Consider the following 4,820-nt stretch of genomic DNA (forward strand, 5'->3'; position numbering starts at 1 on the left):
CCGTGCTGTTGCTCGACGAGGTTGCCGCGCACCTCGACCCGCTGCGCCGCGGCGCGCTCTACGAACGGCTCGCGGGGCAGGGCGGTCAGGCGTGGCTGACGGGAACCGAAGCAGTGCTGTTCGACGATATGCCGGGCCCGGTGACGCGCTTCCGGATCGCGGGCGGGCGGATCGCGGCGGGTTAGCTATTTTTCCTACGACCGTAACCGACCGGTGGCTGCCAATTCATTCAACGTCACCCCGGACTTGATCCGGGGTCTATGACTTCAGCGCCGCGGTGGATCCCGGATCAAGTCCGGGATGACGAATGGCGGCTTCCCACCCCTAAGCGGTCGATTGATTCAAAGAATCTCGAGCACCCGGTCCTGCGGGCGGCACAGGCGCACACCGTTGTCGGTCTCGACGAACGGGCGTTCAACATACGCGGGATTGGCGGCCATCGCGGCGATGATCGCGTCTTCGCTTGCGTCCTTGAGCCTGCGATCCTCGGCATCGGTCCCGCGCAGGCGCAGCGCGTCGCGCGCGGTCAGCCTGGCATCCTTGAACAACTGGCGGAGCTTGTCGGCGCTGTACGGATTTTTGAGATATTCGACGACGGTGACATCGACGCCGGGCGTTTCCTGAAGGATCGCCAGCGTCTTTCGCGAGGTGCCGCATGCGGGGTTATGCCAGATGGTCGCTTTCATGGCGCGTGTCCTAACCTAGGCTTACCGCAGCGTAAACTCGCTATTCATGGCATATATGGCACATCTTCCCGCATGAAGGGGAACCACCTGCTTGCCTTTCGCGGCCAACACACGACTTATGCAAAGTCGAGGGACCGTAAAAGGCGGCCAATGCGGGGTTGGGTTGCAAGTGAATGAATTGATCGATCGCAGAGTTTTGTTGGCGGGCCTTGCCGGAGCGGGGGCGATGGCCGCCGTGCCGGCGCGGGCGCAGCTTCCGAACTGGATTCAACAACCGGCGGCGCCATTGCCGCCGCCGGTCGATTATCTCGCCGTGGCGAAGAAACAGCTGGCGCTGCAGGGACGCAATATCCCGCAGTCGGACCGCGTGGGCGTCGTAGACTTCGGACTGCCGTCGTCGCGGCCGCGCTTCGCGCTCGTCGACATGGTCGCAGGCAAGGTCGACATGTTCCCGGTGACGCACGGCCGCGGATCGGATCCGCAGCACGATGGCTGGCTCAAGAGCTTTTCGAACCGGATGGGATCGCTCGCGACCTCGCGCGGCGCCTATCGCACCAGCGACTATTATTGGGGTGCGAACGGGTCGTCGATGCGGCTCGCGGGGCTTGAGCCCGACAATTATTCGGCCGATGCGCGCGCGATCGTCGTCCATGGTGCGTGGTACGCCGACCCCGCGCTGATCGCGACGCAGGGCAAGCTCGGCCGCAGCGAGGGCTGCTTCGTGTTCGGCGAGGAACTGCTCCCGATGATTCTCTACAAGCTCGGGCCGGGGCGGCTGCTGTTCGCCGACCGGCTGAGTGCGCCGCCACCGGCGCCCAGGCCATTCGAGCTGCCGCCGGCCGATCCGCTGCCGGGAATGGAGAATATGCGCCGCGCGAGTTCAATCAGCGGCCCGCTGCCGAAGACAGCGGACTAGGCGCCATCGCGTTTCCCCCCGAAGGCGGGGCCGCTCGCCACCTTACGCTGATAGCGGCCCCGCCTTCGCGGGGGCGACGCCTGATCAATAAATCCCGCTGGTTCCCGGCGTTGTCACGCGCGCGGTCGTAACCGTTGGCACAACGGCGGGCGGCGTCGGCGCGATGATCGTCGCGGTCGGGCGGCCTGGCTTGGCAAAGCTCGCCACGACGGGCGCGTCGCGGCCGTAGATGTCGGCGAACTTCTTCACGCCGCCCTTGCCGTCAGGAACGACGGTCCAATAAGCGACATAGACGGGGAAGGGGTTGTCGAAGCCGAAGCGCGTCGTCTTGCCGCTCGCGATCGCTTCACCGAATTCCTCGGGGCTCTTGCCGGCGAACATCACCGCCATCAGGCCGGAGAAGTGGAGCGCGCGCTCGGTGCGGATGCAGCCGTGGCTGAACGCGCGGGCGGCGGCGTTGAACGCGCCCTTCGACGGTGTGTCGTGCAGGTAGATGGCGTGCGGATTCAGCATCTCCATCTTCATGACGCCCAGCGCATTGCCGGGCCCGGCCTTTTGCACGACCGACAAGGTCTTGCCGCTGCCCGTCCACGTATAGCCCTGCGCCCGCGCCGCTGCGGGATTTCGCGCGATCGTCGCGCCGATGCCCTCGTTGATGATGCTGCGCGGCAGCGTCCAGGTCGGGTTGACGATGATGCCGGTCGCCATCGGGTTGAGCTGCGGTGTCGGCGTTGCCGACTTGCCGACCACCGCTTTGTGGGTGGCGATGATCGTGCCGCCATGGACGACGCGCGTTACATATTCGGGGACGTTGCTGACGACATAGCGTTCGCCGAGCGTGCGCGGCATCCAGCGCCAGCGTTCCATGTTGACGCGGATCGCGTTGGCGTCGGCCGGGGTCTTAGCCTTGGCCAGCGAGGCCTTGAGAACCGCGAAATCGGGGTGCACGGGGTCGAGACTGGCGAGCGTCTCGCTGACGGTGCCGGCGCCGAGCGCCGCGGCGAGCAGCGACAGCAACGGCTCGCTGTCGCCGTCGCTGTCGACCATGAACCATTGCTTGCGCGCCGCGTTCGGCGTGCGTCCGTCGCGCAGATGCGTCGCGAGCAGCAGGAAGGTGTCGGTCGCTACCTTGTCGAGCCGCGCCTGATCGTCGCCCATAATCGCCGCGGCGAGCGCGTCGGGACCATAATCCTTGGCAAACAGGCCTTCGGTGCCGATGCCTTCGATCGAAGAAAGCAAGGCTTCGGCATTCTGCTTCGACCAGTTCGGCAGGTCCGCTTCGGCCGCGGTTTCGACGACCGGCGCGTCGTCCTTCACCTTGTCGGGCTGGAGGATCACCGAATCCTCCTTGACCTCCTGCGCAACGGCGGGTGTCGCGAGCAGGCTCAGTGGCAGGAGAAGCGCCGCAGCAGGGCGCGCAGAAAAGGGGGAGTTTTTGACCATGGGAAAGCCCATAGCCAAAAATCACGCGCAGTTAAAGTGAGCTACCGCACAGCTCGGCGCAACTTCGTCCTCGTCGCTCCGGACCCCGAAACAGGCTCAGGCTTTCGCCTCTTCGTCCTGCCGCGCGAGCCATTGCTCGAGCCACTTGATGGTATAGTCGCCGTGGATCACATCGGGGTCGGCCAGCAGCGCCTGGTGCAACGGAATGTTCGTCTTCACCCCGCCAATGACCATTTCCTCGAGCGCCCGGCGCATCCGCATCATGCAGCTTTCGCGCGTGCGGCCGTAAACGATCAGCTTGCCGATCATGCTGTCGTAATAAGGCGGGATCGAATAGCCCGCATAGAGCCCGCTATCGACGCGGACGTGCATGCCGCCCGCCGCATGATAGTTGGTGACCTTGCCGGGCGAGGGCAGGAACGTGCGCGGATCTTCGGCATTGATGCGGCATTCCATCGAATGGCCGCGGAATTCGAGGTCTTCCTGCCTGACCGACAGGCTGGCACCGCCCGCGATGCGGATCTGTTCGCGGACGAGGTCGAAGCCGGTGATCATTTCGGTCACCGGATGCTCGACCTGGATGCGCGTATTCATCTCGATGAAGAAGAATTCGCCATTTTCCCAGAGGAATTCGATCGTGCCGGCGCCGCGATACTGCATCGCCGCCATCGCATCGGCGCAGACCTTGCCCATGCGCGCGCGCTCTTCGGCCGAGATGATCGGCGAGGGGGCTTCCTCGAGGACTTTCTGATGCCGCCGCTGGAGCGAGCAGTCGCGCTCGCCGAGGTGGATGGCGGTGCCCCGGCCGTCGCCAAACACCTGAAATTCGATGTGACGCGGGTTGCCGAGATATTTTTCCATGTAAACGGTCGGGTCGCCAAAGGCGGCTGCCGCTTCGGATGAGGCCTGACCCATCAGGCTTTCGAGACTGTCCTCGTCGGGAACGACCTTCATGCCGCGTCCGCCGCCGCCCGATGCGGCCTTGATGAGGACGGGATAGCCGATTTCTTTCGCGAGCCGCTTCGTTTCTTCGTTGAAGGTCACCGCACCCGGCGACCCCGGAACGACGGGCAGGCCGAGCGCGACCGCGGTGCGCTTTGCCTCGACCTTGTCGCCCATGGTGCGGATATGTTCGGGCTTCGGCCCGACGAAGATCATGTCGTGCGCTTCGATGATTTCGGCGAAGCGCTCGTTTTCCGACAGGAAGCCATAGCCCGGATGGATCGCGTCGGCACCGGTGATCTCCGCCGCCGAGATGATTGCGGGAATGTTTAGGTAGCTGTCCTTCGCCGCCGGCGGGCCGATGCAGACGGCTTCGTCGGCAAGGCGGACGTGCATCGCATCGGTGTCGGCGGTCGAATGGACCGCGACCGTCTTGATGCCCATTTCATGGCATGCGCGGTGGATGCGCAGTGCGATCTCGCCGCGGTTGGCGATCAGAAGCTTTTCGATGCCCATTTTTTGTGGCTCAGCCGATGGTGAACAGCGGCTGGTCGAACTCGACCGGCTGGCTGTTCTCGACATGCACGGCCTTCAACGTGCCGGCAGCGGGCGCGACGATCGGGTTCATCACCTTCATCGCCTCGATGATCAGGATCGTGTCGCCGGCCTTTACCGCCGAGCCGACACTCGCGAAATTGGGGGCGCCGGGCTCGGCGGCGAGATAGACGGTGCCGACCATCGGCGACTTTACCGCATCGGCGAAGCTGTCGGCGACGGGCGCCGGGGCAGCTGGAGCCGCGGCCGGCGCAGCTGCGACGGGCGCTGCGACCGGA

5 protein-coding genes and 1 pseudogene are annotated in these 4,820 nt (G+C 65.0%); 2 read left to right on the plus strand and 4 right to left on the minus strand.

The window, feature by feature from the left end; genetic code table 11:
* Positions 1-185 (plus strand): annotated as a pseudogene (locus VN047_RS11950) (DNA replication and repair protein RecF); the annotation flags it as partial.
* Between the two features lie 156 nt (positions 186-341).
* On the opposite strand, the gene VN047_RS11955 reads toward VN047_RS11950, so the two are convergent.
* On the minus strand, positions 342-686 hold the full coding sequence (locus tag VN047_RS11955; RefSeq protein WP_325542950.1) for an arsenate reductase family protein: 345 nt from the start codon (positions 684-686) through the stop codon (positions 342-344).
* Between the two features lie 226 nt (positions 687-912).
* Between VN047_RS11955 and VN047_RS11960 the strand changes: the two genes are divergently transcribed.
* Positions 913-1,602 carry a murein L,D-transpeptidase catalytic domain family protein gene (locus tag VN047_RS11960; RefSeq protein ID WP_325542951.1) on the plus strand — a complete coding sequence of 230 codons (690 nt, stop codon included), beginning with the start codon at positions 913-915 and terminating at the stop codon, positions 1,600-1,602.
* Positions 1,603-1,686: 84 nt separating this feature from the next.
* Here VN047_RS11960 and VN047_RS11965 read toward each other — a convergent pair whose 3' ends face one another.
* From VN047_RS11965 to VN047_RS11975, 3 genes are all read right to left on the minus strand, one after another.
* Positions 1,687-3,045 (minus strand): L,D-transpeptidase family protein, encoded by a 1,359-nt coding sequence (locus tag VN047_RS11965; protein WP_325542953.1) that lies wholly within the window; start codon positions 3,043-3,045, stop codon positions 1,687-1,689.
* Positions 3,046-3,141: 96 nt separating this feature from the next.
* Positions 3,142-4,503: an acetyl-CoA carboxylase biotin carboxylase subunit gene (accC, locus tag VN047_RS11970; protein ID WP_325542955.1), complete on the minus strand. Its 1,362-nt coding sequence runs from the start codon at positions 4,501-4,503 to the stop codon at positions 3,142-3,144.
* 10 nt (positions 4,504-4,513) lie between these two features.
* On the minus strand, positions 4,514-4,820 hold a 307-nt coding region (locus VN047_RS11975; protein WP_325542957.1), incomplete at its 5' end, for an acetyl-CoA carboxylase biotin carboxyl carrier protein subunit.

The sequence above is a fragment of the Sphingopyxis sp. genome (genome assembly GCF_035565275.1).
Lineage (GTDB): Bacteria > Pseudomonadota > Alphaproteobacteria > Sphingomonadales > Sphingomonadaceae > Sphingopyxis.

Coding starts and splice junctions, on each gene's coding strand:
- VN047_RS11965 (WP_325542953.1), bottom strand. CDS start 3,045: ATGGTCAAAAACTCCCCCTTTTCTGCGCGCCCTGCTGCGGCGCTTCTC.
- VN047_RS11960 (WP_325542951.1), top strand. CDS start 913: ATGGCCGCCGTGCCGGCGCGGGCGCAGCTTCCGAACTGGATTCAACAA.
- VN047_RS11955 (WP_325542950.1), bottom strand. CDS start 686: ATGAAAGCGACCATCTGGCATAACCCCGCATGCGGCACCTCGCGAAAG.
- accC (WP_325542955.1), bottom strand. CDS start 4,503: ATGGGCATCGAAAAGCTTCTGATCGCCAACCGCGGCGAGATCGCACTG.